The following is a 568-nucleotide window of genomic DNA, read 5'->3' on the forward strand; positions in this document are numbered from 1 at the left end:
GGAAGCCGAGGGCACGCTGCGGCGTCTGCGCGAGCGGCAGATGGAGGCCCAGGCCGCGGACGATGCGCTGGTCGAGCTGGATGCGGCCACGGGTCCCATCGCGACCGCCGAGAGATTGGCCGAGCAGGGCTTTGGCCCGCGGCTCAAGACGACGGCAGACGACGTGCTCGCCAGGTTGAAGTCCAAGCGCGCGCCGGCCGCTTGACCCCAGTTCCCATCATCATCGAACCAACAGGAGACCATCATGAATCAGAACGGCCAGCCCCACAGCAGTGCCTGGGTGACCTTCACCTACGCATCCTTCGCAGCCTCCGCCTTCCTCGTCGCCATCGGCGTCTTCTTCCTGCCCATCGACGTCTGGATGAAGGGCTACCTCACCATGGGCATCGTCATGCTGGTCCAGACCTGCATCACTCTGACCAAGACCGTGCGCGACAACCACGAGAGCAGCCGGCTGGTCAATCGCATCGAGGACGCCAAGGCCGAGCGCCTGCTGATGGAAGTGTCCAAGGCCGCCTAGGCGAAGGCCGCTTGAAAGCGAGGGCGACAACGAGAGAGCCGCGGAGCA

At 65.3% G+C, this 568-nt stretch carries 1 protein-coding gene and 1 pseudogene; both read left to right on the forward strand.

What is annotated here, in order from left to right; all coding sequences use genetic code 11:
- Positions 1-205, forward strand: a pseudogene (locus JHD07_RS21995) (PspA/IM30 family protein); the annotation flags it as partial.
- Between the two features lie 39 nt (positions 206-244).
- Complete coding sequence (locus tag JHD07_RS22000) at positions 245-520, forward strand: YiaA/YiaB family inner membrane protein (protein ID WP_097657431.1); 276 nt, start codon at positions 245-247, stop codon at positions 518-520.
- Positions 521-568 lie beyond the last annotated feature (48 nt).

Source organism: Bradyrhizobium sp. (assembly GCF_016462955.1).
Lineage (GTDB): Bacteria > Pseudomonadota > Alphaproteobacteria > Rhizobiales > Xanthobacteraceae > Bradyrhizobium.